Genomic DNA, 25,901 nt, shown 5'->3' with positions numbered 1-25,901 from the left:
GAAGCGTGTGGCGCGGAATCGTTGTAATGCGAATGGCCGTTTGGTGCAGTGCTAACACGAAAAACCGAAGAGAGACGATGCTTTGAATACAATCGCCCAGACCTACAAGATGTTTATCGTCGCCGGTGCGCGGCCCAATTTCATGAAGATCGCCCCGATCATCCGGGAGCTTCGGCAGGGCTCGTATCCGTTCGAATACAAGCTGGTCCATACCGGGCAGCACTACGACAAGGAAATGAGCGACGTGTTCTTCGAAGAATTGGAGATACCGTCGCCGGATTATCACCTGGAGGTGGGCAGCGGCTCCCATGCCGAGCAGACGGCGAAAGTGATGGTCCGTTTCGAGGAGATCTGCCTGAAGGACCGGCCCGATTTGGTGATGGTGGTGGGCGACGTGAATTCGACGCTGGCCTGCTCGATCGTGGCGAAGAAGCTCGGGATCAAGGTGGCTCACGTCGAAGCCGGACTTCGGAGCGGAGACATCACGATGCCGGAGGAGGTCAACCGTATCGTGACCGATTCGATATCCGACTATTTCTTCGTGACCGAAAAAAGCGGCGTAAGTCACTTGTTGGCCGAAGGCAAACGGAAGGACAGCATCTTCTTCGTGGGCCACGTGATGATCGACAATCTGTTTCATCAGGTGGAAAAGCTGAAACACCTCGCGCCGACGGCATTCGAGACGACGATCTTCAAGCAGCGGAATCCGTCCTATGGCGTCGTCACGCTGCATCGGCCTTCCAATGTGGATAGTCCGGAAACGCTGGCCGGCATCGTCGAGGCATTGGCGGAGGTGAGCACCGCATTGCCTCTGATATTTCCCATACACCCCCGCACTCAGGCGAACATCCAGAAATTCGGCCTGACGATTCCCGATTCCATCGTCACCACGAAACCTCTGTCCTACATGGAATTCTTGAACCTGTTCAAAGACGCCAAGATGGTGTTGACGGACAGCGGCGGCATTCAGGAAGAGACCACGGCGCTCGGCGTCCCTTGCATTACCCTGCGCGACAACACGGAACGCCCGATTACGGTCGAAGAGGGTACGAACGTGATCGTGGGTTCCGATCCTGCGCGTATCGTGGCGGAAGCTCGAAAAGTGCTGAGTGGATCGGGTGCGGCAAGGAAAAAGCCGGAGTTATGGGACGGTAAAGCATCGGCCCGAATTCTATCCGTTCTTTCGGACGCTATGCGTGCCGACTGAACAAGTTCATCGCAGGAGGCGCGAAGCGAAGTAAACGGAGCTTATGCGAAGGCGAAAGCCGGATTTTTTCTAGAGTATTTTCCGGTTTGGCATCGCGCTCCGAGGTGCTGTAGGTCGGCAATCCTTTCCCGATCGCAAACGGTTGTTTTAGTCGCGACCCTTCCGACAAAGTCCCTGGCCGATCCTGTGTGTCGGCAAGGGATTGCCGACCAACGATTTTCCTAATCCTCGCCGCTAAGCGGCGGTGAAAAACGCTCTAGTCCCGGCCTCAAGACGCAGTCTGAGGTCGTGGTATGCGCCCCGAACCGGTAGGATTGCCACTCGGGTTGATCCGAGGCCGACCGGCGTCATTTTTCGGCAGTACGTTTCGGCCGCGGCTCGCTAGTCCGAAGCCGAATTGCAAGGTAGCTCAGTGGTTTATTGGAATGATTCCACAGTATGCCGACGTAATCCCTTATGTTTTTCGTATTGCTTCTCGTCGCCGTGGGCCTGTATGGCCTGCTGGCTCTTTGGTCCCCGGTATTCCTGCTCAATTATGCGTTGCTGACGGGGCCGATTCCGTTGACGCCCGGGAGCGATGAGATCAGCTCGACGCCGATGGGGCACATGAGTCTCGCAGCCGTGCGGTTGTTCGGACTATGGGTTGCCGTTTGCCTGGTTTTGGTCCCCCGCCTATCGAAGACACTCAAATACCTGTCCCGCTACAAGCTTCACTTGCTGTTTCTCGCGTTCTGCCTGACGTCGATATTGTGGGCGCCGAGCTTGTCGTTCGGTCTCAGGATGATCGCCAAATTGAGCGCGCCGCTTCTGTTCGTGATGCTCGTCATGACCGCCGTGTCCTCAACGCGCCAGCTTCTGCAGACGGAGCGAATCATCCTGGCGAGCGGCATCGCCATGGTGGTGTTGGCCTTGATGGCGCGGCTCTTCGGTCTGAGTTCCGATCCGAGACTTACGCTTCCTCATACCAGCCCGGCCACGTTTTCTGCCCATATCGTCGCCGTGAGCATGCTTGCCATGGCCGGGTTTGCCGTTGCCGATAAAACCTTATCCAGAGGACTAATGATTATCGGATTCTCGATCGTGGTGATGGCCGCGTTTACCCGTATCACGATAGCCGCGATATTCATCGGATTTTCGGTGATTCTGTTCCTGGGCCGCCGAGGTATCGGCAGAATTATTCTTCCCGTATTCAGCATCGTGAGTTTCCCGGCCTTGTTTTTGCTCAGCCCGAAATTCCGAAGCAGGATGTTTATCGGCGGCGAGCAAATGAGTTTCGATACGGTAATCGCGAATCCTGAGGATGCCGTGGGAAGAATTCATGGCTCCGGCCGTTTCGACGCCTGGGAAATGGTGCTGAGTCGATTTTTCGAACCCCATCCCTTGCTGGGCTCCGGGATCGGGGCGACCCAGGATTTTTTTTACGAACGCTCGGCGGGCGGATTGGGTGTCATTCACTCGGAATACGTGAGGATGCTGAGCGAAATCGGTGTCGTGGGTCTGACCTTATTCATATTGGTCATCCTTGGCTATTTATGGCGATTGTTTCGTATCTTGCGGTTTCGTGACGATTCTCAAACCAGGAAATATGCGCTTGCCGGTGTCGGAGGCTTGACGACTTATGTGATTTTCATCGCCACGGATAACGGTTTCGATTACGTGACGCAATTCGCGATATTCGTGTTTTCTTTGGTCGCCATGGCCGAAAAAGCGAACGAATTGTCCGAGAAACATGGAGGTGCCCGATGAGGTTGAATCGTCGGCAATTTTTGGCGGCAACCGCGTCTTTCTGCGTTTATCCGCTGTCCGGCGGCTCCGCCGAAGAGATGAACGAAAGCCGGGCGATTCTCGACGAGGGATTGCATTGGCTGGGGCATTCGAACGCGGAAAAGATATGCCGCCGGGTGAAAGAAGCCGGCTTCAATGTGCTGGTGCCGTGTATCTGGGACGGCCGGGGAACCACATGGCCTAGCCGTCTGGCACCCCGAGACGAGCGGCTGCGGGGTTATATCAAAGGCCAAGGCGAACAGTTCGACCCGGTGCGCATCTTGCTGGATACCGCGAGGAAACATGATTTGGAGGTTCATCCCTGGTTCTCGATGGGGCTCCGGAACCGGGACGATTTATTCCCGGAATTGGCGGTAAAGGGCGCGAAATCGTTCGACTGGTATAAGCCCGCGTTTCGGGATCGAATTACCGAGATCGTGTTGGAAGTGATCGCGAAATATCCCGTCGACGGCGTGAATCTCGATTATGTTCGCTTTTCGGTACCGCAGGGCAGGCGGGCCGACGAAGCGGAGCGCGCGATATCAGGGGTTATAGGGAGAATATATAAGGAAGGAAAACGTTTGAAACCGAATTTGGTCGTCAGTGTCGATGCCGCCCCATGGAAGGACGATATAAAAACCTTCGGTCAAAACGCTCCGAAATGGGCCGACGAAGGAATCGTGGATGTCGTTTATTCCATGCAATATCACGCCAATCCGGATTTCGGCATCATCAAAACCATTCAATCCAAAATGAAGCGTCCCGAGGCGATGGTCGTCATGGTCGGAAATTTCGACCGTGTCGGTCCGGGGAACAAGGTGGTCGATCGCCGTCCCGATCGGCTGTCCGAGCTTATCTCTAAAGCGCGAGCCTTATCGAAGGGGAATGGCGTCGCTGTTTATCTTTACGGACAGCTGAGCGAGCGGCAGATCGAGACTCTGCGAAAAGGGGTTTTTCGAGCCAAGGCGAAGCCGTCTTGGAGGCGGGCCAGGGTTTGATGATTAGGGAATGTATGAGCTCATCATTGGAAAATAGACCCGAACCGCCAAAGGTATCGATCGTCATGACGGCATTCAATGCCGATCGGTATATCGAATCCTCGATATCCGCCGCCCTGGCTCAGGATTATGCGAACTTCGAAGTGGTTTTTCTGGATGACGGATCATCCGACGCGACGGAAAATATTTGCAAAGCGATAAAGGATCCGCGTTTCCACTATATCAGGTGCGAACGCATGGGCCGGTCGCGAGCGCTTAACGAAGCGATTCGAAGGGCATCCGGGGACTATATCGCGATTAATGACGCCGACGATTTGAGCGTTTCTTGGCGTCTGTCTTACGTGGTCGGATTTCTGCTCGATAATCCGGACGTGGCGATCGCGGCTACCCGATATATACCGGCCGATCATTTTCCGGCGACCATCCCCGAAATATCGAGCCAGCCCGCGGCCGCCGCGGGAGAACGGCCGGTTTCAATTACGGTAGCCAGACTCTATCGCAGTAACCCATTGGTTCATTCCACGGCGATATATCCGAGATCGATATGGCGACGCGTCAAAGGGTATGACGAAAGCCTGGAGATGTGCATAGACTACGATCTTTTCATTCGTGCGATGCGGCACGGGGGAGTGGTATTACTCCCGCTGCCGGCGGTCATTTATTATCGAAATCCCTCGAGTTTCTTCAAAACCAAGAGTTCAATAAGTTATCTGCATAATTTACGGATTATCCGGCGCCGAGCCAGAACTATTTTACCGCTGCCGAAATGGGCGAGGATTTATGATTTGATTCCCTGGTATGCGGTTATTAAATGGCAGGTCATGAATTTTGTCCGGGGCAGTATGGAGCAGGTATGAACCTGGCCATCGTAACGAATATACTGACGCCGTATCGGATTCCGTTATTCGAGGCGATATCCCGGCAAGTAGACCGTTTATCGGTTTTGCTCATGGCGGAAACCGAGGAGAACCGGGATTGGATTCTGGACGCTTACCGTTTCGATGCGGACGTTTTGCCGGGATTTCATTTGCCGATCCGGGGCCGTGAGACTGCCGTTCACATGAACTACGGAGTAACCGAGCGGCTAAGGCGACTGAATCCCGATCTCGTTCTTAGCGGCGGATTCGCCCCCGCCAATTGGGGGGCTCTTCTGTATTGCGCGAAACATCGAAAACCGTATTTGGCCTGGGGCGAGTTGGCGCTTAGGAGCTGCGCCGGCGGCAGTCGACTGCGCCATGGGCTCAGGCGGTTGATCTGCGGGCTTTCCTCGGGAGCGATCGCGTCTTCGAGCGAAGCGAAGCATGTTTTCATGCACTATGGAATCGACGAAAAAGACATTCTGTTGGCACCGATGCCGATCGATGTGGACTACGTCAATTCGGAAGTGGCGGCGTGCAGAGCGCATCCCGGGTTTCGGGACATCAAGAGCCGGTATCCGGGGCCGGTCCTGCTGTCGGTCGCGCGGCTCATCGACGCCAAGGGTTATCCGCAGTTGTTCGACATGTACGCGGAGATCGTGAAGACGCGGCCGGAAACGACGCTCCTGGTGGTCGGAGACGGTCCGGAGAGAGAACGGTATGTAAACCATATCGCAGCGCGCGGGTGGGGCAACCTGCATCTGGTCGGACACGTTCAGTGGCGGGATTTGATGACCTATTACGCGCTCGCCGACATCGTCGTTTTTCCAAGCCTCGCCGATACGTTCGGCGCCGTTATCGCAGAGGGTATGGCGGCTGAACTTCCGGTCATTTCGTCGATCCATGCCGCTGCCACGGAAGATCTGATCGAGGAGGGCAAAACCGGGTTTGTCATCGACCCCCTCGATATTTCCGGCTCAATCCAAACCATATTGAAGGTTCTCGCCATGCCCGAGGAGGAGCTGCGCCGAGTCGGACACGAGGCTTTCTTGCGGGTCCGAAACATCGGCATCGAGGGTTCGGCCCGGCGGATGATCGAATTTTTCCACTCGAAGGTGAAACCTGGAGCCTCTCGCGCTATCAGACATAGATGATGGTTCAAGGAATGAAACGGAAGCTCCTGATCATAGGACCGACGCCGCCGCCGTATCACGGCGTGGCCGTTGCGACTGATATGCTGCTCCACTCCGAGCTTGCCCGGGCGTTCGAGGTATCGTTGGTGGACACGGCCGATAGGCGGGGCATCGCGAATGTATACAAGCCCGATGCCTACGACGTGGTTTTGTTCGTAAAGGAATGGCTCAGCCTGGCCAAGATCGTATTCACCGAGCGGCCGCACTTGGCTTATCTGCCGATATCTCAATCCACCCTGGGCATTTTGAGGGACAGCCTGTTTTTCTGGCTTGCTTATTTGTCCGGATGCCGCCTGGTAATCCATCTGCACGGCGGCAATCTCAGGACGTGGTACGAGGCGCAGGGGAAACCGGTCAAGGCGTACGTAAGCGCCTTTTTGCGGAGAACCGAACGCATCGTCGTGCTCGGCGATTCGCTGAGGCCGATATTCGACGGATTGGCGGATGCCGGGCGGGTCGCGGTGGTGTCGAACGGCATCGATTGGCCTCGTCAATATGTCAAAGACTATGAGCGTCCCAGACAGGATGCGCGATTCAGGGTTCTCCATGTCGGTACGCTCAACCGAGCCAAGGGCACTTTGGCGCTTTTGGCGGCCGTTCCGCAGGTACTGCGCGCCAAGGGGGATCGTGCGGAATTCGTCATCGCCGGCGAATGGTCGAATCGCGAGGATCGGGATGAGGCCATGGCGTTCATTCGGGAGCATGATCTGAGCGCTGCCGTGACGTTTTCCGGACCGGTTTCCGGAGAAGAAAAGCAGAGGCTGTATGCCTCCGCCGATCTGTTCGTGTTCGCCGGCATTCAGCAGGAAGGCCAACCTCTGGTCGTCCTCGAAGCCATGGCGGCGGGGTTGCCGGTCTTGTACTCCGATCGCGGTTGCCTTCGGGAGACCGTGATCGAGGGCGTCACCGGACTGGAGGTGCGGGCGAACGATGCGGATGACGTGGCGAGACGCATCGTATGGATGATGGACAACCGGCCGGGCAGGGAAGAGATGGGGCGAAATGCGCGCAAGCGATACGAGGCCCTGTATACCAAGGAGCGTTTTATCAAGGACATGGTATCGGTGTTCGATAGCGCCGGAGGCGAGTCGACGGCTAGCACCGCCTGACGCCACCCTGTCGAACCGTAGTTTATTGGCCTCGGACGAAGTCGCCCGTTCGGATATCGAACGGACACGAGGCTATCGTTGGAAGGGATAGCCAGCGCCAATGGAAATTGAATTCGCCGACAAGTCGTACCTTCTGCCCGATCCGGAGCCCCCTTACCCGTCGGTCCTGATCGAGGTGGAAGATGCTGTCGCTTTCAGGAAGCCGGTTCAATCGGAAGCCCACCGCTTCGACTATCCGCACCGCCTGTCCAAAATCATCTTCTTTCTTTTGCACGAGGGCCCGAGGCTCGCGTTGTCGAAAGCGAGAGCCGCCGGATTCCAGCGTCGGCTACACGCAAAGCGCGCCTTGGTGTTGGCCTACGGAAAAATCAGGGAAGGCTCGGATCTGTTCGTAGGTCTGGGACCTCAGGAATATCCCTATTCGTCGGTATTGGCCTTTCCCCGGCGCTGGTGCGTCAAGATTCCAGACCGGGAGCGATGGCGGCCGGTTTTGCACCGCGTTCTCCGGTATTTGAGCGAACATCCCGAGCGGTTCGAGGCGATGCACGGCTGGTCGCCTTACTCCGGGACCCATGTCGAGTTCGATTTGGAAAACCTTCTCCAAGACCTCGATTCGCACGCCGCTGACAACGGCAACGATGCGATGATCGAGCGGCGGTACAAGCCGTCCCCGCGAAAATCCCGGTTCCAACGAAAAGAGCCAACGATAGGAAATGAAAGAGCGCTTTTCCTGATCGGCGCCGGCGCCTATGCCCAAGCTTACGTCCTGCCCAGCCTGAGACCTCTGCGGAGGCATACCGTCGTCGATCTGAATCCCGCCGCGGCGGCGGTGGTCGGCGCAAGGGAAGGGTTTGGTTACTGGGATACCTCCGCCACGCGGCCCTTGGCGAGGTTGCGCCATCTGGACGAACCCTGCGTTGTCATCTGTACCTATCACTCCACCCATCTGGAACTGGCGGAGCGAGCCCTGGCGATCAACGAACGTTCCAGGATATTCATGGAGAAGCCCCCGGTAACCGATTATCGGCAGCTTTGCCGGCTCTCCGATCTGCGCCGGCAGGAGGGCGCCTTCATCGAAATCGGATTCAACCGGAGACACAGCCGGATCATCGAACGGTGCCGGGATCTGTTGTCCCTTGGGAGCGGTCCGATTACCGTGACCTGCATCGTCAAGGAGCTGGGTCTTCCCGCTAGCCACTGGTATTACTGGCCGGCACAGGGGACGAGAATTACCGGAAACCTGTGCCACTGGATCGACTTGTCCTATTACCTGATCGGCGCTCCGCCCGTCGGGATAACGCTCGCCTCGCCGAGCGGGATTCCGGCCGGAGACGAGGTTTCCATTGTCATTGCGTTCAGGGATGGCTCCAAGGCGACGCTGGTCTCGACCGACCGGGGCAATTCCTTGCGCGGGGTACAGGAGTACGTCGATATACGGCGAGGGGATATGACTCTGACCATCCACGATTTTCTGAAGCTGGAGGTTCAGGTTGGGGCGCGACATCAGGTATTTCGTTATTGGTTCCGAAACAAGGGCCATGCCGAAATGTATCGGGATTATCTGAAGGCGGTCGAGAATCGGATGCCGCCTTCGTATCCGGCGGAGGATTTGCTGCAGGTATGCAGGATGTATCTGGCTGCATCGGAAATGGCCAGGCGCGGCATGAGCACATTGTCGCTGACCGAGCCGGAAGCCTACAGGCTGACGGCGTCCGCCGGGCTTCGCACATCGGACGTCAGCGTTGCCGGATTTGGTAAGGTGAGTTAGGCCGCAGGGCCGTAACCCACTGCGCGGCCTCGAATCGGTGGGTTACGCTCCGCTAACCCACCCTACGATGAATCTTCGTTCGAATGCCGAATGGAATGACGGAAGTTCCGAAACAATAGGGAGGTTCGCCGAGGAATGAAACAGCTTGTACAAAACTATCGTAAGGGATTGTTGAAGGTTTGCGAGGTGCCGGCACCGATGGTGCGGTCGGGCGGATTGATCGTTGCGAGCCGGTGCTCGCTGATTAGTGCCGGCACCGAGCGGGCAAGCGTGCGGGTCGCACAGAGAAGCCTGATGGGCAAGGCGATGGAACGACCCGATCAGGCCAGGAAAGTGATGGACCAGGTGAAGAAAAAAGGATTGGTGGAAACCGCCAAACTGGTTCTCAATCGCCTGGATGCTCCGGTGGCATTGGGCTACAGCTGCGCCGGGGTGGTGATCGAAGTAGGGGACGAGGTACAAGGTTTCAAGGTCGGCGATAACGTCGCCTGCGCCGGACAGAACTATGCGTCCCATGCCGAAATCGTGTTCGTCCCGAAGAATCTGTGCGTAAAACTCCCGGAGGGGGTCGATTTCCAGGACGCGAGTTATGTTGCCCTGGGCGCCATCGCCTTGCAGGGCATTCGCCAGGCCGAGCCGCGGTTGGGAGAAACGGTCGCGGTCATCGGCTTGGGACTGCTCGGCCAGTTGACGGTTCAGCTGTTGTTGGCCAACGGTTGCACGGTGATCGGATCGGATCCGGACCCCTACAAGCTGGAAATGGCCCGAGAGTCCGGTGCAATGGCCGTGCTGCCGGGGCAACTCGAAGAAGCGGCGGAAAGCCTGTCGAAAGGGCAGGGGGTGGACGCCTCGATCATCACGGCGAGCGCCAAGGACAACGGACCGGTGCGCACGGCCGCGGCGGTCTGCCGCAAGCGCGGCCGCGTGATCGTGGTCGGCGCGGTGAGCATGAATCTTCCGCGCGAGCCGTTTTATCTCAAGGAGATCGATCTCCGGCTTTCGACCTCGTACGGCCCCGGCCGCCACGATCGGGTCTACGAAGAGAAGGGAGTGGATTATCCCTATGCCTATGTCCGCTGGACCGAGCGGCGCAACATGGAAGCTTTTTTGGATCTGGTCCAAAAACGGAATCTGGACCTGAAGCGACTGACGACCCATCGCTTTCCGATCGATCGTGCGACGGACGCTTACACCCTGATCATGGAAGAGACCGAGCCCTATCTCGGCATCGTGCTGGATTATCCGGCGATTGCCGGAGACCGGCCGGCTCGGGTGGTCGAGCTGCGGCCGGCCAGGAGCGAATCCCGCGTGCGCCTGGGCATCATCGGCGCCGGCAACCACGTTAAAGACATGCTGATTCCGCATCTTCGGGGCCGGCCCGGCGTGGAAATCCGTGCCGTGTGCACCGGCAGCGGGATCGGTGCCCGCGCGGTGGCGGACAAGCTTCAAGCGGCCTACTGTTCGAACGATTACGAAGCGATATTGGACGATAGGGACATCAACGCCGTTCTGATCGGGACCCGCCACGACAGCCATGCGGCCATGGTCGTAAAGGCGCTGGGCGCCGGCAAACACGTCTTCGTCGAAAAGCCTTTGTGCCTCGACGAAAACGAACTCGACGGGATCGCGGAGGTCTACGTCCGCGCGGCGCATTCGGGTCTGCGGCTGATGGTGGGATTCAACCGAAGACATTCGCCGCATGCGCGAAAGGTCCGAGCCCACTTCGACGGGCGCACGAGTCCCCTGGTCATGGTTTACCGGGTCAATGCCGGGACGATCGATCCGAGCCACTGGATCCAGGACCGCACCGTCGGCGGCGGACGCATCATCGGCGAAGGCTGCCACTTCGTCGATTTGATGCAGTCCGTTTGCGGTTCTCCGGTGACGACGGTTCGGAGCGTTTCGGTCGGATATCACCAAACCGGCATTACCAACGACCAGAGCATCATGGCTTTGGAATTCGCCGACGGCTCGGTGGGAACGCTGGTCTACGCGGCGGCGGGAGATACCGGGTTGGCCAAGGAGCGCTTCGAGGCGTTCGGCGGCGGCAGAGCCGCCGTCATAGACGATTTCACGTCGACCGAACTCTACTCGGGCGGAAGGCGGCATGCCTTCCGCACCAGGAAACAGGAGAAGGGTTTCTTTGAAGAGATGGCTTTGTTTTGCGCGAGCCTGCTCAGGCCCGATGTCGTATTACCGGCTTTTGACGAAATCGAGGCGGTGACGCGCGCCTGCATCGCGGCCGAACGGGGTTTCGTTACCGGCGAATGTTATCCGATAGGCACGACCACGGTCGTGCCGGGCGTAAGTTCTGCGGCTCTAAGCTGATTCCGCGCGCTTTCAAGGAAGATCTGCGATGCCCAGCCAAGTGCCGCCGCAACACTACAGCTTCGAGAGCTACGTTACGCCCGCCCGATGGAATTCGTACTGGCATCAAATCAGGGAGGTTGTTGCCGCGAAGCCGGATGATGTGCTTTACATCGGGATCGGAGACGACATCGTGCCGAAAGTTCTGGAGGCGCGGGGCATCAGGGTAAAGCGATTCGATTTCGACCCGAGTCTTGGCTGCGATTTCACCGGAGACGTGCGGGAAATCGCTTCGATCGTGCCCGTCGGTAGTGCGGATGTCGTCGTGTGTTGCCAAGTTCTCGAACATCTGCCGTACGAACATTTCGAAGAAACGCTCAAAGGGATTTTAGGGATTGCCAGAAATCGCGTCGTGTTAAGCCTTCCCTACGCTCACGTGACGCTTGCCGGTTTGCGGATGAAATTGCCGAAGACACCGCCGATCTCGCTCAATTTGACTTTGCCTTGCTTTTGGCAGGATTGGAAATTCGACGGACAGCATTACTGGGAAATAGGCACGAAATTCTATTCAAGGAGGCGGATTGAAAATTCCATATCCAGGGTTGGGCGTATCGCTTACCGATTTTTCGCCAGCGACAACGAGTATCATCTCTTTTATATCTTGGAGAAATGAATATTTCCGCTGATTGAGTATTTTCTTGCGCGGTTACGGAATGGAAATGTTCTATGGGTGGCGCCGAAAACTGCACGCACGTTTCGATGCCTCTTCGCGCTTAAAGAAAAACTTTCTTAAAGTCGCCTCGGCGAGCCTCTTTGCCCAGGCCTTGCCGGTACTGGTCTCTCCGATCATGACTCGCTTGTACTCGCCGCACGATTACGGCGTTCTCGCTCTTTTTGCCGCCATACTGGGTGTCGCGGTGGCCATCGCCACCATGCGCTTCGATTGGCTGGTCGCCGCGGCCCACACAGAAAAATCGGCCGCCTATATCGAGGTGATCGGTATCCTCTATCTCTTGCTGATGTCCTTAGCCTATTTCGGCGTCTCCTTTTTCGGTCTCCATCATACGATCGCGCTCGTCGACTGGCGGATTATCGACCCTTTTCTCTGGCTCATGCCCGTGGCGGTATTCGGGAGCGGTCTTCACACCCTGTTTTCGGGCTGGTTCGTTCGCGCGGCCCATCTCACCCCGGTAGCACGGGCACGAGTGAGACAAAGCCTGGCCGTGGTCGCGCTCGGTCTGATCGGCGGCATCTATTCTCTCGGAGCGCTGGGATTGATCGGGGCCACGGTGCTCGGCGCCTTCATCGGTGTCGGAGGTCTGTACCGGCACGCCCGGAACGATCTGCGGCGCAGCCTCGCGAATATCCGCGCGCTCGCGCTGTGCGCGAAAGCCCGAGCGATCCGGCGGCGCGTGCTGGTTTCGGGAAGTACGGGGATCATCAACGTCAGCGGCTTGCTATTGCCCGCCATCATGATTTCCCACCATTTTTCGGCCGTCGAGTTGGGGTGGTACGCGCTCATGTACCGCCTCGCCACCGGGCCGGTAAGTACGCTCACCGGCGCGGTCGGGCAGAGCTTCTGGGGCGAGGCGCGGAGCCTGGCCAATAGCAATCCCAAAGCGCTTCAGGCGCTGTTCGAGCGGACCTCGAGCCGGCTCATGCTTCTGAGCATCCCCGTCGCGATCGCCTGTCTCGCGGGTCCCTGGTATGTGGGCCTGATTTTTGGAAAAGAGGAGTGGAGCGGCGCGGGCGAAGTTCTCGCCGCATTGACGCCCTTCATCGTCGCTCAAATCATCGCGTCGCCGCTTTCGTCCGTCATCACGATCATGCGTCATGAAAGATGGCTATTTTTCTGGGATCTGGCGAGAACGCTAGTCGTGATCGCGATTTTTTCGGCGAGCGGACACTACAACATCGGTTTGACGACGGCGGTGCTCTCATATGCCATCGGCATGGCCGTGATGTATGCGCTCCTTTTTTACAAGACGCGGCGAATCATCGTTTCCCAGGGATAGGAGCCGATTCGAACTCCGATAGGCGCCCATAAGGCTATGGAAAGCATCATCTGGTACGTCAAACGCCTCGGCGTTATGAGCGGGGGGGAGATCGTTCATCGGCTCAACGAGCTGTGGACGCTGCGGCGGTTGCGGCGGGAGCATCGCCTTGGCGGCCGGCATGCGGACCGTCGTCCGGACGGCTTCACGTTCTGTCGTGGCTCCGTCCGGCAGATGCCCGATCTTCCCTTTGCCTTTCTGCCGACCGCTGCCGAAACCGAAAGCTGGCTGGCCGGGGAGTGGCCGGCCTTGGGATACCGGTGGGCCTGGGCACCCGATCCGGGCATTTGGCATGTTGCCCCCGATACCGGGCGCGTTTGGCCGCAAACCTTCTTCGGGTCGATTGCGTATCGACAGGGCAATCCGCATGGCGATGCGCGCGTGGTGTGGGAGCCCTCCCGTCTACAGCAGTTGGTGAGTTTGGCGCTGTTGGCGAATGCGGACGAGGACCGGGCGCGGGAAGCGGTCGAACTGATGGAAGCCGTGCTCGATTCCTGGATGAAGGCCAATCCGCCCCTGACCGGGATTCATTATGTGTCGACCATGGAATGCGCACTGCGGGTGATCGCCGTGTGCCATGCGCTGGATCTGGCGAGAGATCGCCTAACGGCGCCCGAACAGACTTGGGGCAATCTGTTGAGGCTCGTTTCGTCCCACGTGCCTCTCATCGCGAAAAGGCTGTCGCTTCATTCCTCGGCCGGCAATCACACCGTCGCGGAGGCTGCGGGGCTGGTCTATGCCGGAACCCTGTTCCCGGAGTTGCCGGATGCCTTTCGATGGCGGACGCAGGGACTTCGGATTCTCCAGCACGAAGCCGAGCGTCAGGTGCTCCCGGACGGGGGCGGGATCGAGCAGGCCTTCTGGTATCAGCTTTTTATCGTCGATTTGCTCGGGCTCGTAGAAGCGCTGCTCGAACACCGCCGGTACCCGGTACCGCGAGCCTTGGCCGATGCCGTTCGCCGTGGCCGGCGCTTCTTGAGAGCACTGGCCGACGGTCCGGACGATTTGCCGCGAATAGGGGATTGCGACGACGGCTACGCGCTGTCCCGCCATCTCCGCATCAGCTGGAGCGGACCGGCGCCGGCGGAAAATCCCGCGATCTTTCCGAATACGGGTTATACGGTCGTCAGGGGACGCGGCGAACGGCCGGTGCGGTTGATCTTCGATCACGGTCCGCTCGGCATGCCGCCGGCCCATGGGCACGCTCATGCCGATGCATTGTCCCTTCATGTGACGTTCGGCGGCAGCGAGCTTCTGATCGATCCCAACACATACACCTATACCGGCGATCCGACCTGGCGGCGCTGGTTTCGAAGCACCGCCGCCCACAATACGGTGCGCGTCGACGGGCGGGATCAGGCGAGACAGGAAACGTCGTTCCAATGGTCGAACGGCCACGACGCTTCCCTGGTGAAGTGTCATCGCGACGAAAGCGGAAGAATTCTGCTGCTGGCCCGGCATGACGGATATCGCCGGTTAGGAATCACCCACTGGCGGGCGATCGCCTTCGACGGGTCGGATCATCTGCTGATCCGGGATTATCTGGCAGGGCAGGGGCATCATGTCGCCGAACTGATCTGGCATCTCGGCGTCGAGGCGGCGCCCGCCGGAGCGGGGTTCGTCTTGAGCGGCAACGACATCGGCGCCCGGCTGGATCTTGCCGGAGGCGTCATGACCCTGCACCGCGGAGAAACGGATCCCATACTCGGCTGGCAGTCTCCGTGTTACGGAGTCCGAAAGCCGGCGGTTTCCATTCTGGTCCGATATGCCGGCGAATTTCCCCACCAATTCCACACTGCGCTCTCTTTCGATGATACACATCGCGACGGAATGGCGGCTTTGGAATTGTTATTGGAGCGCGCGATGGAGCCTTTGAAAACCATGTAATTCCATTCGGCATTCGAATGAACATTCATCGTAGGATGGGCAGAGCGAAGCGAAACCCATCGATGGCGGGTTAGCCCTTCGACAGGCTCAGGACAGGCCCCTAGTCTCCGCTCGGGACAGGCCCTTCGACAAGCTCAGGACAGGCTCCGCGTAACCCACCGATTGACGGTCGCTCGGTGGGTTACGGCGCACGCGAAGCGCAGTGATCGGCGGTCGGTCAGTGCTGATGTGCGCCTAACCCACCCTACAAACATGAATTCCTTATTGAAAGCGATTTGGAATAAGTCCCTGAATCGTGCCCTGACGACGTCACTTGAGCTTGCCATTCGATACGAAAACGATACGTAGCATTACTGGGGGTGTGACGATTTCACTGCGGATCGTGTCGATATGGTATGAGCGTCGATAACCCGCGATAAGCAGGGATCGACGGGTGGAGTCAGTCGTTCTCGATCTGTAGAACTCGTCAGGGAAGGGATTCCATGAATAACGAGAGAATCGATATTTTCGGCGTGCCCGTGGACGTCGTCGATTTCCCCAGGGCGCTGGCGACCGTCGACGATATCCTTCGAGGCGATGGGGGCGGATTTATCGCGGCGGTCAATCCGGAAAAGATCATGCGGGCCCGCGACGACGCGCGGCTCTTGCAGGCATTGAAGAGCGCGAAGCTGCTCATCCCGGACGGCATCGGCGTGGTCTGGGCCGCGCGCTGGCTGGGGCTGGGCTGGCCGAGCAGGGTGCCGGGAGCCGATCTGATGCCGGCCATCTGCGAAATCGGCGCGGCCCAAGGGCGAAACGTCTTTCTGTTCGGAGCAAGCCCCGAAGTGAACGAAAAGGTGGCCCGGATTCTTCCCGAGCGGCATCCGGGGCTTCGCATCGCCGGCTTTCAGCACGGCTATGTCCGCGAACCCGATATGCCGAGGCTCGTGGCCGACATCAACGCATCGAGGGCCGAAATTCTGTTCGTCGCACTGGGAAGCCCCCGGCAGGAGTTCTGGATGATGCAGCACGCCCCCGAGCTTTCGGTAAAAGTGTGTCAGGGCGTGGGCGGCAGTTTCGATGTCATTGCCGGAAAGGTGAGGCGCGCTCCGGCGCTGTTCAGGCGCATGCATCTCGAGTGGTTTTACCGGCTCGCCCGCGAGCCCCAAAGACTCCGGCGGCAAGCCGAACTGCCGAAATTCGCATGGCGCGTGATGCGCGAGAAGTGGGCGAATCGCTCGGGCGTAGCGATGAACTGATGCATCATCGCTCCGGGCAGGATGCCTAGATGGATCAAGATATCGTGAAGGGAATTCACTCCGAGTTACAACGGAGAGCATCAGGCCGGGTCTGGTCGAGGCTCGCCATACTCGGTGTCTTGATAGCCATCATCTTTTTCGACGCGTTGACCTATACGGTCGATGCCTGGCTCAATTCGGATGAATATAGCCACGGCATCCTCATCCCCTTCGTCACGGCTTTTCTCATCTGGCAAAAAAAGAACGATATCGCGGCCGCGAGGATATCCGGATATCCGCCCGGTTCATCGCTCGTCGTCGCCGGATTGGCGTTCTTCTTTCTGGGCGAATTGAGCACGCTGCTCATCATCGAGCAGTACGCATTCCTGATCGTGCTTTTCGGCGTGGTTATCACCGCTCTGGGACCGGAAATTTTCCGCCTTGTCCGGGTTCCGCTGTTTTTTCTGTTTTTCGCGATCCCGTTGCCCAGTTTCATCTATCAGGGACTGTCTTCGGAGTTGCAACTGCTCTCTTCCCGGCTAGGGGTCGGCTTGATCCGCTTGTGCGATATCAGCGTCTACCTCGAGGGCAACGTCATCGACCTCGGCGCGTACAAGCTCCAGGTCGTGGAAGCGTGCAGCGGGCTTAGATACTTGTTCCCTCTCATGGGGCTGGCCTTCATCTGCGCTTACCTTTTCAAAGCGGCGCTTTGGAAGCGGGTGCTCGTGTTCCTGTCGAGCATTCCCATTACCGTTCTGATGAACAGCCTTCGCGTCGGGCTCATCGGGGTGCTCGTGGAATATCGGGGCCCGTCGATGGCGGAGGGCTTTCTGCACGATTTCGAAGGCTGGGCCATCTTCATGGCCTGTACCGCCATTCTGATCGGCGAGATTTGCTTGCTGGCGCGGATCGGTGAAGACAAGCGCCCGCTGAGTGAGCTTTTCGACATCGCTTTTCCCGAGCCTGCCCGAAAATATGCGGCCGAGGGCCGCGCCTTGGCTCCTTCTCCTTCCGGGAGACGGTGGCCCGAAGGGCCCGACGAGGGTGTCGCACCTCGAAAGCGGACGCTGCCTCGGGAGTTCTGGACGGTCGGAGGCATGCTGATCGTTGCGGCCGGCTTGTCGCTGTCTCTGGAGAAGCGGGCGGAATCGGTTCCGCCGCGCGCATCGTTCGCCGAGTTTCCGATGCAAATGGACGCCTGGCAGGGACGGCGCGAGATCATGGAACAGCAGTATGTCGATGCCTTGAAGTTCGACGATTACATCTTGGCCGATTTCAGCAAGAGCGGCGCGCCGCCGGTGAATTTCTACGCGGCCTATTACGCCTCGCAGCGCAAGGGCGAGTCGGTGCATTCCCCGCGTTCCTGCATACCGGGCGGCGGATGGCAGATCAAGTCCTTGGAGACGGTGTCGATTCCGGGCATCTGGCTTTACGCCGGCGATCTCAGGGTCAATCGGGTCCTGATTCAGAAAGGCGACGAAAGGCAACTGGTTCATTACTGGTTTCAGCAGCGCGGCCGGAACCTGACCAATGAATATCTCGTCAAGTGGTATCTGTTCTGGGACGCGCTGACCCTGAACCGTAGCGACGGCGCGCTGGTGCGACTTACGACCCGCGCACCTCCGGGCGAGGATCTCGCGGCGACCGAGAAGCGCCTCGTCAGTTTTCTCGCTTCGCTGATACCGCGATTGGACCGGTACGTCGCGAACTGAACGCCGGAATCCCATGCGTGGGCAAAGCAGCACTCGCATCGATGTCCATCCCATGATCTCTCCGGAGCGGAAGTCGGGCGGAAAGCGGAGTGCTAGGGGAATGAGAGGCTACTACGGCGAGTCGCCGTCGATATCACTGCAAAGGATGTGTGGGGCTGCCTCGGTTTATGTTTCATTTCTTCGTCTTTCTCACCGCTTTGTTCGTCGCGATGGTGTTGGTCGCGGTATTCATGCGGCTGGCGCCCCGCCTGAGGTTTGTCGACGTGCCGGACGGACGCAAGATTCACCATGCGGTTATTCCGCGGATCGGCGGTATCGGGATGGTCTTGGGCGCTGTAGCGTCCGTTTTGGCCTGGATCGATTTGAGCCGAAGCACCGAGATGTTTCTTTTCGGCATTGGCGTGATCACGGTTTTCGGCATGTGGGACGATCGCGTCAATCTCGATTACCGGACCAAATTCGCCGGGCAGCTATTGGCGATCGCCGTGGTGGTTTGGCTCGGCGGTGTGGCGGTCGAACGATTGCCGGGGTTCGAGAGCCGGGAAATTCCGGCGTTCGTTTCGTATCCCTTGACCGTCTTCTTTCTCCTCGGGACCACCAACGCCACTAATTTGTCGGACGGCCTCGACGGGCTCGCGGCCGGCTTGAGTCTCCTGAGTCTCGCCTGTATCGCTTCCCTGGCCGATCTCGCGGAAGGCGACGAGCTGGTTTTTACGAGCCTGGCCATCATCGGCGCGACGCTCGGCTTTCTCCGCTACAACACCCATCCGGCCATGGTGTTCATGGGCGACACCGGCAGCCAGTTTCTCGGTTTCAGCCTGGGCGTGCTGGTACTCATGCTGACCGAGCAAGTCAATACCGCGCTGACGCCGGGACTCGCCTTGCCCATTCTCGGATTGCCCATCATCGATACCTTGATGGTCATGACGCAAAGGATGGCCGAAGGCCGATCCCCGTTCAAACCGGACAAAAGCCATTTTCACCACAAGCTATTGGCCCTGGGGTTCGATCAGTACGAAGCGGTGCTGGCCATATACGCCGTTCAATCCCTATTCGTGGTATCCGCTTATCTGTTCCGGTACGAATCCTACTGGCTGATCGCGGCGCTTTATCTGGCTCTGAGCGCGGCGATCGTCCTGTTTTACCCGCTCGCCCGAAAGTTCGGATGGCGGCTGCATGGCGGCAGCTCGCCCGTGACGGGTTTTCTCAAGCGCGCGCGCGACCGGGCGAGACTGGACGAAACCCCGAATCTGGTATTGAGCCTGCTCATTACCGGATTTCTGATCATGGGGGCCGTGGTAGCCAGGGAACTGGCGTCCGATATCCGTTACTTCGTAGCCGTCAGTATGACGGCCTGGCTGGTCGTCCGCGTATCGCGATTGCCAGCGGCCAGATGGATAGAGCGGTTCGTGATTTATGCCTGCGTCATCCTGGTGATCTATTCGATCGAGCTCTCCGGCGTTACGGAACGGCGTCTTTGGCACATCGGGCTGAAATACTTTTTCCCGGTCTTGGCGGCCGTTACCGCCGTGGGTGTGCGCTTCTCCGGACGTTATTATTTTTCCGTTACGCCGTCGGACTTTCTGGTCGTATTCATCCTGCTGGCGGCGGCCAACCTGCCTGTCTTCGGCGAAGTGAACTACGCCAAGCTGGCGATTCAGTCGGCCGTGGTGCTCTACGGCGTGGAGTTCGTATTGAGACGGCGAAGCGCCGCCAGCCTGGCGATATCGATCGGGGCCATGGCGGCTTTCGTGATCGTTGGAATCAAGGCGCTTTAGGGCGTTGCTCACCATGTCCTAGTCGTAGGCATGAATAAGCGAAGCGTTTCCGGCAAAGGCGTAGGAAGCTTGTCGGCAATCCTCTGCCGATAAAACCTGCTGGCCGACCCGTTAATGTCGTGAAAGGATTCGTTACCTACTATGCGGCCGTGGTTCGTAGGTCGGCAATCCCTTGCCGACAGAACCGTCACCGTCAGCCGAATCTCGGCAGCAGCACGAGCAGCCAGATGATGCCGGCCAAGGTCAGGGCGAGGAACACCGCCGCGGAACCCACGTCCTTGGCCCGGCCGGACAGTTCGTGATGCTCGAAGCTGATCCGGTCGACCACGATTTCGATACCGGTGTTGAGCAGTTCGACGATCAGGACCAGGAGAATGCTGCCCACCAGCAATGCCTTTTCGAAACCGGTTTGTCCGAGCCAGAATCCCAAAGGTCCGGTAACGATGAGCAGATAAATTTCCTGACGGAAAGCTTCCTCGCTCAGCCAGACGGCTTTGAGTCCTTTCATGGAGTTGAAAAACGCCGCATGAATGCGGGACCAGCCGGTGAGATTCTGACCTGCCATAACTTCGAATTTACCCATCGGTTCGGTGAACCTGGCTCCAGATATTATCCACCCAGGATTTGTCGACCCTCAGATCGCCTTGCATCAGCCAATCGGCGACGGCCCGTGCCACATCGGGGTAGACGACCCGTGTGGCCCGGCTCTGTTGCAGCCAGGCCTCGACGGTGGGGCCGTCCAAGGTCTGCATCACTTGGCCGAGCTGCAAGACCTCCAGGGCCAGCGCATTGGAGTTCTGTTCCATCTGGCCGTGCAGCGGCTTGACCAGGAGCTTCTTGCCGAGATGAAGCGCTTCGCTGGTCAATTCGAACCCGGAGTTGCATATCACGCCGGCGGCGTCGGCGAAGTCGTGCTGAAATCCCTTCCGGGAAAGCTGTTTGATGTGGATGTGCTCGGGCCGCGGATGGCGTTCGTCCGGCATGGTCGAACTGTAGATGTGAAACTGACGATCGTGGAACGGCTTCAGCAAGCGGACGACCTGATTGATGTCTTCGAAGGGCAGATAGACGACGATTTTGTCCGGCTGAACCGCCGCGGGATCGAGATCGGTCTCGATGATGGGCGGGAGGATGGGATGATGGAAATGATGCCAGTGCACGCCCAGGCCCACCGTGACCGGCGCGAAATACTTGAGCACCAGATTTCCCATGACATCGGCATTCGCCTTGGGGATATCGTAGCCGAAGGCGTACTGATGGCCGATGCCGACGGTTTTGATGCCCTGCAGCCGTGCGGCCCAGGCGGTAACCGGTTCGAAATCGCTGACGACGATGTCGTACTGGCTCAAGTCCAGGGATTTGACGTCGCGGACGAAGCTCGGAAGATTGTTGCGAAATGCGGTCTTGATGTACCGCACATTGCCGGCTTTGGTTTCGAAGGTAAGACCGGCACGCCATTGGTAGTCGCCGAAGACGTCCATTTCGAACAGCTTTTCCCAAGGGCGGCCGGAAAACAGGTAAGTGACTTCGGCTCCGGCTTGCTCGAGTTTGGGCGCGATGGCTCGCGCTCGGGTAATGTGACCATTGCCGGTGGCCTGAACGCCATAAAACACTTTCACGTAAGATGGATCTCTAAACTCAGAAGGGCCAAAAGGATTCCCATCAGCGCGCCGATCAGCGTGTCGGTGGGAAAGTGAACGCCGAGCACCACCCGCGCCATGCCCATCAGCACAGCCCAGGTTAGGAGCAGAGGCGCAAGGGCCGGATAAAAGAAACTCAGCAACGTCGCCACCAGGAACGCCGCGGAGGTGTGCCCGGACGGGAAGCTGAAACGGTCGGACGGAATGATGAAGCTCGGAATATTCAGCGCGGCTTGGGGCCGGTCGCGCCGGCACAGATTCTTGAGGATGAAATAGACCGGACGCTCGATGGCGAAGCCCGTTAACAGGCAAGCCAGCAGAACCGAGCCCGCAGGCTGCCCGGACCATGCCAGCACCAGGCCGAGGATCAGGTACAAGTGCCCGTCGCCGGTCTTCGAGACGCATCGCGCACCGCGAACCAGCACGCGCCGGGATTTCCGTTGCGTTACCCAGAGAAACAGATTGACGTCGTAGGTTTGGATCGTCTGCATGAATTTCATGGCACGCTACTCCCTAAGGGCTACTCCTAAACCTTAGCCGGGGCAGATGACAATCCGGTGACGGAAAGATGAACGATCCATGACAGCGCTTAGAACTCGTAGGATGTGCTGAACGAAGTGGAGCGCCCTTCGACTAGGCTCAGGACAGGCATCAATCGCGAGGGTGCAGATGCCCATGGCTCGGGCACGGAGATCACGAATACCGCTGCCACCACGCCGTCGAACGCGCGCCGTTTTTCGGAATCGGCGCCAGATAGCTTTCGAACAGGAGGGCGCAATCGCGCCAGGAATAGCGCAGGGCATACTGGCGGCAGTCTTTGGGATCGAGTTTCAGCGCCTCGGTGATAGCGTTCTTGAGGTCTTCGTCCAGGCAGCCGACCCGACCGCTCAGAATCACGTCCTTCGGGCCTTCCACCGGAAAGGCCGCGACCGGAACGCCAGAGGCCAGAGCTTCCAGCATCACCAGGCCGAAAGTGTCGGTTCGACTCGGAAAAACGAAAACATCGGCGGCCGCGAGATAGCGGGCCAGTTCCTCGCCGTATTTGTAACCGACGAAGCGGACATCGGGATATTTGCTCTCGAGCTCCTCCCGCTGCGGTCCGTCGCCGACCACGTACTTGGCGCCCGGCAGATCCAGCTTGAGAAAAGCCTCGATATTCTTTTCGATCGCTACCCGGCCGGCATAGAGCAGCACGGGGCGGGCATCGGGCAGAAAACCCTTGTCTCGGGGACGGAACAAGTCCGTGTCCACTCCGCGCGACCACAGCACCGGGTTCTTGAAGCCTCGCGCCTTGAGCTCCTCCAGCAAGGTGGGCGTCGCAGTCATCAGGCGCTCGCTTTCGCCATGAAACCAGCGCAGAAAGGAATAGCCGACAGCGAGCGGCAGACCGGTGCGGAGATGGATATATTCGGCGAATCGGGTATGGAAAGAACTCGTGAAGGGAAGCCCGCGCCGTTTGCAAAAACTCCGGGCGGCCATGCCGAGCGGGCCTTCCGTGGCGATGTGAATGGCATCGGGCTGGAATTCGTCCAGCCGGGCTCGGAGTTTCGAGCCGCAGCCCAGCGCCAGACGGATTTCGGGATAGCTCGGACAGGGCCAGTTGCGAAACTGATCCGGCGTAAAGGTTTCGACCGTATGTCCGATCGCGCGGAGCTGCTCAGAGATCGTGCGAAGCGTGGTGACGACGCCGTTAGTTTGTGGGAGCCAGGCGTCCGTGATCAGGGCGAGTTTCAAGTGCGAGATCCTCCAGGAGTTGGGTGCTTTCTTCCAGCCAGCGGATGACGGACAGCGTTCCGGCGTGGCTTTCGGCCAAGGCGGTGCAGCTTTCCACCCAGTCGCCGCAGTTGCCGTACAGCGTGCCGTGCTCGGCCGTCCGGATCGTGGCGTGGTGAATGTGGCCGCAAATCACGCCGTCCAGATTTTGTTCATAGGCCTCGTGAATCAGCGCCCGCTCGAAATCGAAGATGAAGTTCACGGCGTTCTTCACCTTGTGCTTGATGTAGGCCGACATCGACCAGTAGGGAAAGCCGAGAATGCGGCGGACGTGATTGAACCAGCGGTTGACCTCGATCAGGAAGTCGTAGGCGCCGCTGCCGAGAACCGCCAGCCAGCGGCTGGAGCAGACCACGCCGTCGAACTCGTCGCCGTGCAGTACCAGAAGCCGGCGTCCGGCCGCCGTCTCGTGGACCGCGCTGGCGTGGATCTCGATGCCGTTGAACACCGTGCCGATATAGCCGCGGAAGATTTCGTCGTGGTTGCCCGGAATGTAAATCACCCGTGTGCCCCGAGCCGCCATCGCCATGACGGTGCGGACGATCTCGTTGTGCAGGCGGGGCCAGTAAACACCGCTCTTGAGCTTCCAGAAATCGATGATATCGCCCACCAGATAAAGGCGTTCGCATTCGATGTGCCGCAGAAAATCGAGGAGATATTCATCCTTGCAGCCCCTCGTCCCTAGATGTACGTCGGAAATCCAGACGGTACGGTATTTCAGCTTCATGGATAGTCCTCGCTGCGGTTGAAACTGGCAAAGAACTTAAACCGATTTTCTTAAAGCGCCGTGACGGACCGGTTAAGAATTCATGACGGCCAGTCCGCGGCAAGAATGGCCGGCATCCAGCGCGGCCACGATCTGTTGCCGCGTGGTTTGCGCCAACTCGTTCCGGCCCGGTCCGGGCGGAACGGCGGGGCAATAGTGCACATGGAGATCGATCCGTTCCAGCTTGAGAATGTCGAGGAGATGCGGCAGAAATTCGTCCTCGCCGACGAAGGGTGCGCATTCTTTCGCCGCGCCGTCGTAACGCAGGGCGACCGCCTGGACGTGCGCTCCCGCCAACTGCGCCGGGTGGAGCAGCTTGCCGTGAAAACGCAGCACGCGGTCGCCGGTGGTTGTCGTGCCTTCCGGGAACAGCACCAGGCGTTTCCCCTGGCGCAATTGCCAGGCCATCCGTTCGGCCACGGCTGCGCTCTGCCCGGTATCGCCGCGCTGGACGAAAAGCGTGCCGATGCCTTTCGCCAGGTAGCCCATGACCGGCCAATCCGCCACTTCCCGTTTGGCGACGAACAAGCAGGGGCCTTGCGCTCCGAGGGCGATGATGTCCAGCCAGGAAATGTGGTTGGCCACCACTAATCGGGCGTTCGCGTCGGGCCGCCCGCGGATGTGCAAGCGCAGATTGAGAATCCGGCAGACGGCACGGTTCCAGCTCACCACGATGGCGTCGTTCAAGGCGGCCGACTTCTTCCCCAATAGCAGCCTCAGGGCCGGCATGACCGTGCTGACGGCCACGATGCCGGCCACGAACATGGCGGCGATGGCCAGGGCTTTAAACCACTGCCGACAGCGCTGCACGCGAATTTTCCTGTTTGCTGGCGATGAAGCGCTTCTCGTAGCGGGCCTGCATGCGGGAGAGGTCCAGCAGAATGAACACGTCCATGACGTTGAAATCCTCGTCCCAGAAAGGATCGCCCAAGACCCAGCAGCCCAGCCTGAGATAAGCCTGCAACAAAGGCGGAATGCCGCTTTCGTCCTGGACGCAGCGCTTGTGCGCAGGAACCGGATTTTTGGACCTTACCAAGAGTTCCGACGGGCCGAACTGGTGCGGCTCGATCTGCCGATAGACCGCATCGACGGCGAAGCCGCTGGGGCCAGGCGGGATGCTGGCGCAGCCCATCAGGTAGTTGAAACGGCCGTTGTAGACGTATTCCGCCAGCCCGTTCCACAAGGTTCCGAGAACCACGCTGCCGCGGTGGGACGGATCGACGCAGGTGCGGCCGATCTCCAGGAAGCGTCCGGGCAAGGCCAGAACCTCGTCGAGTTGGAATTCGCCCTCGGAGTAGAAACGTCCCAGGCGCGCAGCCTGGATGTCGTCCAGCAAACGAGTGCAAGCGACGATCTGCCCGGTTTGGGTGTCGCGCACCAAGAGATGATCGCAGTAATCGTCGATTTCGTCATAATCGAGACCCTCGATCCGGGTATGCAGATGCGCGCCCATCTCTTCGGCGAAAACGTGGTAGCGCAGGGCTTGGGTTGCGCGGACGGTCGCCGGATCGCTGGCGACTTCGGCGGCGTAACGGCGAGGACGGGACGAGAGAGAAATAGCGTCTTGTACTGACATGTAAGCCTTCCGTCTGTGCTTCGATGGAAAGGCACTTTACGGAGGCGGTATGACGCAAATATTGCGGTTTGGTGACGAAATGATGACAAGCGCCGCAGGCGATCCGTTTTGGCTCGGAGTATTTTTCGTCTTGGCGGTCGACGGTTGGAAGCATGATTGAAGGGGGCGCCGCGTCAGCGACACCTAATATCACCATTCCAACCCCTGACGCCGTAACCGCTCGCGCTCGGCGTCGCCAAGTGCGACCCAGGGTTCCGGCGAGCGGACGGCGCGGTAGAACAGATCGAACAGGGCC

At 58.9% G+C, this 25,901-nt stretch carries 21 protein-coding genes; 14 read left to right on the top strand and 7 right to left on the bottom strand.

The window, feature by feature from the left end; all coding sequences use genetic code 11:
• Positions 1-82: 82 nt before the first annotated feature.
• The 14 genes from wecB to B2A78_RS06875 all read left to right on the top strand — a co-directional run bounded on the left by wecB (position 83) and on the right by B2A78_RS06875 (position 19,851).
• A complete protein-coding gene (wecB, locus tag B2A78_RS06940) occupies positions 83-1,207 on the top strand; it encodes a UDP-N-acetylglucosamine 2-epimerase (non-hydrolyzing) (protein WP_240502436.1) in 1,125 nt (374 codons plus the stop codon).
• 456 nt (positions 1,208-1,663) lie between these two features.
• Positions 1,664-2,953 carry an O-antigen ligase family protein gene (locus B2A78_RS06935; protein WP_077729186.1) on the top strand — a complete coding sequence of 430 codons (1,290 nt, stop codon included), beginning with the start codon at positions 1,664-1,666 and terminating at the stop codon, positions 2,951-2,953.
• On the top strand, positions 2,950-3,969 hold the full coding sequence (locus B2A78_RS06930) for a family 10 glycosylhydrolase (RefSeq protein WP_077729185.1): 1,020 nt from the start codon (positions 2,950-2,952) through the stop codon (positions 3,967-3,969). Before B2A78_RS06935 ends, B2A78_RS06930 begins: the two co-directional genes overlap by 4 nt.
• Positions 3,969-4,826, top strand: coding sequence for a glycosyltransferase (locus tag B2A78_RS06925; protein WP_143735095.1), 858 nt, complete (start codon positions 3,969-3,971; stop codon positions 4,824-4,826). The genes B2A78_RS06930 and B2A78_RS06925 overlap by 1 nt, the downstream gene beginning before the upstream one ends.
• Positions 4,823-5,980: a glycosyltransferase family 4 protein gene (locus tag B2A78_RS06920; protein ID WP_168175364.1), complete on the top strand. Its 1,158-nt coding sequence runs from the start codon at positions 4,823-4,825 to the stop codon at positions 5,978-5,980. Before B2A78_RS06925 ends, B2A78_RS06920 begins: the two co-directional genes overlap by 4 nt.
• 11 nt (positions 5,981-5,991) lie before the next feature.
• A complete protein-coding gene (locus tag B2A78_RS06915; RefSeq protein ID WP_168175363.1) occupies positions 5,992-7,128 on the top strand; it encodes a glycosyltransferase family 4 protein in 1,137 nt (378 codons plus the stop codon).
• Between the two features lie 100 nt (positions 7,129-7,228).
• On the top strand, positions 7,229-8,896 hold the full coding sequence (locus B2A78_RS06910; RefSeq protein WP_077729181.1) for a Gfo/Idh/MocA family oxidoreductase: 1,668 nt from the start codon (positions 7,229-7,231) through the stop codon (positions 8,894-8,896).
• Positions 8,897-9,031: 135 nt separating this feature from the next.
• Positions 9,032-11,224 carry a bi-domain-containing oxidoreductase gene (locus B2A78_RS06905; RefSeq protein ID WP_077729180.1) on the top strand — a complete coding sequence of 731 codons (2,193 nt, stop codon included), beginning with the start codon at positions 9,032-9,034 and terminating at the stop codon, positions 11,222-11,224.
• 28 nt (positions 11,225-11,252) lie between these two features.
• Positions 11,253-11,876, top strand: coding sequence for a class I SAM-dependent methyltransferase (locus B2A78_RS06900; RefSeq protein ID WP_077729179.1), 624 nt, complete (start codon positions 11,253-11,255; stop codon positions 11,874-11,876).
• 46 nt (positions 11,877-11,922) lie between these two features.
• A complete protein-coding gene (locus B2A78_RS06895; RefSeq protein WP_168175362.1) occupies positions 11,923-13,218 on the top strand; it encodes an oligosaccharide flippase family protein in 1,296 nt (431 codons plus the stop codon).
• A gap of 36 nt (positions 13,219-13,254) precedes the next feature.
• On the top strand, positions 13,255-15,144 hold the full coding sequence (locus tag B2A78_RS06890) for an alginate lyase family protein (RefSeq protein WP_077729177.1): 1,890 nt from the start codon (positions 13,255-13,257) through the stop codon (positions 15,142-15,144).
• 482 nt (positions 15,145-15,626) lie between these two features.
• A complete protein-coding gene (locus tag B2A78_RS06885; RefSeq protein ID WP_077729176.1) occupies positions 15,627-16,382 on the top strand; it encodes a WecB/TagA/CpsF family glycosyltransferase in 756 nt (251 codons plus the stop codon).
• A gap of 29 nt (positions 16,383-16,411) precedes the next feature.
• Positions 16,412-18,073 carry an EpsI domain-containing exosortase gene (locus B2A78_RS06880; RefSeq protein WP_077729175.1) on the top strand — a complete coding sequence of 554 codons (1,662 nt, stop codon included), beginning with the start codon at positions 16,412-16,414 and terminating at the stop codon, positions 18,071-18,073.
• Positions 18,074-18,240: 167 nt separating this feature from the next.
• Positions 18,241-19,851, top strand: a complete 1,611-nt coding sequence (locus B2A78_RS06875; protein WP_077729174.1) for an MraY family glycosyltransferase — start codon at positions 18,241-18,243, stop codon at positions 19,849-19,851.
• 193 nt (positions 19,852-20,044) lie between these two features.
• On the opposite strand, the gene B2A78_RS06870 is transcribed toward B2A78_RS06875, so the two are convergent.
• From B2A78_RS06870 to B2A78_RS06840, 7 genes are all read right to left on the bottom strand, one after another.
• The gene (locus B2A78_RS06870) at positions 20,045-20,416 is read right to left on the bottom strand and encodes a diacylglycerol kinase (protein WP_077729263.1); all 372 of its coding nucleotides are present in this window, start codon (positions 20,414-20,416) and stop codon (positions 20,045-20,047) included.
• A 10-nt stretch (positions 20,417-20,426) separates the two neighbouring features.
• Positions 20,427-21,470, bottom strand: a complete 1,044-nt coding sequence (locus B2A78_RS06865; RefSeq protein ID WP_077729173.1) for an MJ1255/VC2487 family glycosyltransferase — start codon at positions 21,468-21,470, stop codon at positions 20,427-20,429.
• Entirely contained in the window at positions 21,467-21,991 is a 525-nt protein-coding gene (locus tag B2A78_RS06860) for a phosphatase PAP2 family protein (RefSeq protein WP_077729172.1), read from the bottom strand. Before B2A78_RS06860 ends, B2A78_RS06865 begins: the two co-directional genes overlap by 4 nt.
• Positions 21,992-22,184: 193 nt before the next feature.
• Positions 22,185-23,225, bottom strand: a complete 1,041-nt coding sequence (locus B2A78_RS06855) for a glycosyltransferase family 1 protein (RefSeq protein ID WP_077729171.1) — start codon at positions 23,223-23,225, stop codon at positions 22,185-22,187.
• The gene (locus B2A78_RS06850) at positions 23,182-23,991 is read right to left on the bottom strand and encodes a UDP-2,3-diacylglucosamine diphosphatase (protein ID WP_077729170.1); all 810 of its coding nucleotides are present in this window, start codon (positions 23,989-23,991) and stop codon (positions 23,182-23,184) included. Before B2A78_RS06850 ends, B2A78_RS06855 begins: the two co-directional genes overlap by 44 nt.
• A gap of 72 nt (positions 23,992-24,063) precedes the next feature.
• Positions 24,064-24,840 (bottom strand): lysophospholipid acyltransferase family protein, encoded by a 777-nt coding sequence (locus B2A78_RS06845; RefSeq protein WP_077729169.1) that lies wholly within the window; start codon positions 24,838-24,840, stop codon positions 24,064-24,066.
• Positions 24,815-25,606 (bottom strand): GNAT family N-acyltransferase, encoded by a 792-nt coding sequence (locus B2A78_RS06840; protein WP_077729168.1) that lies wholly within the window; start codon positions 25,604-25,606, stop codon positions 24,815-24,817. Before B2A78_RS06840 ends, B2A78_RS06845 begins: the two co-directional genes overlap by 26 nt.
• Positions 25,607-25,901: the final 295 nt, after the last annotated feature.

The sequence above is a fragment of the Methylocaldum sp. 14B genome, from assembly GCF_002005105.1.
Lineage (GTDB): Bacteria > Pseudomonadota > Gammaproteobacteria > Methylococcales > Methylococcaceae > Methylocaldum.
Note: the sequence above shows the minus strand (reverse complement) of the source record. Positions and strands in the feature narration are given on the sequence as shown.